Below are 1810 nucleotides of genomic sequence, written 5' to 3'. Positions count from 1 at the left end.
AGGGGGCGGCGGTGCGGCCGTTTCCGGCGGACCCTTCGGGGGAGCGGCCCCCGCTCACGGAGCCCCCGTTGGCGCCGTACGCCCCGTTGCCCGTGCCGTACGCCCCACCCTCCGTGCCGTACGCCCCGTTCAGCGGTGTCAGGGCGGGCAGGGCCCCCGCCAGCGTGTCCATCCGGGCGTCGAGCCGGGCCGCCGCGTCCTGCCAGTGGGCCGCCGCCGCGTCCCAGCGCTCCGTCGCCTCGCGCATGCCGTCCACGGCGTCGCCGGTCCTGCCCGCGCTCGACACCAGCGCCTGCGAGGCCAGTTCGGTCGCCTTCGCCACCGACTCGGACTTCGCGACGAGCGACTGCTGGGCCGCGACCAGGGCCTTCAGGGAGGCCTCGACCGTGTCGCCCGCGGTCTTGACGCGGTCGACGATGTCGCGGGCCGCGAGCGCGTTGGCCCGGCCCGCCTTGGCGGTCTCCTCCGTGCCGGTGCGCAGCGTGGTGTTGATGCGGTCCGCCGCGTCGCCGAGCTTCGGCACTTCCTTGGTGAGGGACTGCGCCGCCAGCTTGAGGGCGTCCGTGGCCTGGCCGACCGACGTCGTCGCGCCGGTGAGCGCGTTGTGGCTGCGCTCCGCCCTGTTCGTCAGCTGCTGCATCTTCAGCGCGGCCTTCGTGAGCTCCGCGGTGAACTGCTGCGGCGACGCGCTGCGGTGCGGGGCGAGCAGCATCTGGGTGCGCGTGAGCACCGACGCCAGCTCGGCGAGGAGCCGGTCCCGCTCGGCCTCCTGGATGTCCTCGGCGCGTTCGGTGCGCACCCGCACGCGCGCGTGCCACACGGAGAGGCCCACGAGCAGGGCGATCAGGAGGACCGCCATCAGGGCCACGTTCTCGAAGCGCCCGAACGACGACAGATGCCCGCCGAAGCCCGACTGCCACAGCTGCAGGAAGGGGCGCGTGGCCTGCCTGGGGTCCTCTTCGGCGAGTTTCCCGTACGCACGCACGGCCTCCCGCAGGCCGAACCAGGTGATCAGCAGCGGAATGAAGACGAGGACGCCGAGAGAGGCCTCCAGCAGGCGGTCGTGCCGCCCCGACGTCCCGCTCGCGGTCGCCCGGACGCTCTCGGGGCGTACGTAGGCCTGGACGAGGTCGATCTCGGCCCAGTGATGAAGCTGGTTCGATGCGCTCAAGTCCTGCTGCAACACGGTGAGTTCGGTCGAGCGCGGCGCCAGCGCGGGCAGGGCCGCCAGCCTTCGCAACTCCTTGACGATCAACGCCTTGTCGAGCAGTTGTGCGGGCGTCAAACGGTTCCCTCCCTGACTTGCGGGATGCTTCACGGGGGCGGTTCGAGGGGCCTCTGTCCGAGGACGTCCCCCCTGCCGCGCCGGTTCCTTCCGTCACGGTTCAATCGCCGCAACAGCGCATCCGCGTCGGCATGTTCAGGGTCCCACGTCAGGCACTTCCCGAGGGCCTCAATGGCCTCATCCCGCTCCCCGCGCCGGTCCAGCTCCACGGCGTGCCGGAAGGTGCGCTCGGCGAGCAGACCGCGCACCCGAACATTCGTCGGATCGTGGTTGTAGGCGCAGTTGAGCCACTGCTCCGCGTCGGCGAAGTGCTCGGGCGCCATGTCCGCCATCGCGGCCGCGCAGTGCACGTCGATCATCGCGTCCAGCATGTCGGCACCGGTCGGCCTGGTCGCCGCGTCCTGCCAGGCGATGTGCGCGGCCTGCACGGCGTGGTCGTACCGGCCGAGCGAGAGGAGGGCCTGGGCGCGGGCGATCTGACGGCGCGACGCGTAGTCGAGCACCGGGGTGGGTGCGGGGGCGGAG

General features: G+C 72.4%; 2 protein-coding genes. Both read right to left on the bottom strand.

The window, feature by feature from the left end:
- On the bottom strand, nt 1-1285 hold a 1285-nt coding region (locus AOK03_RS39885; protein WP_055570203.1), incomplete at its 3' end, for a hypothetical protein.
- 29 nt (nt 1286-1314) lie between these two features.
- On the bottom strand, nt 1315-1810 hold a 496-nt coding region (locus AOK03_RS39880; RefSeq protein WP_055570202.1), incomplete at its 5' end, for a tetratricopeptide repeat protein.

The organism is Streptomyces atriruber (genome assembly GCF_001418325.1).
Lineage (GTDB): Bacteria > Actinomycetota > Actinomycetes > Streptomycetales > Streptomycetaceae > Streptomyces > Streptomyces atriruber.
The sequence above is the reverse complement of the archived record's forward strand: the minus strand, read 5'-3'. Positions and strand labels throughout refer to the sequence as shown.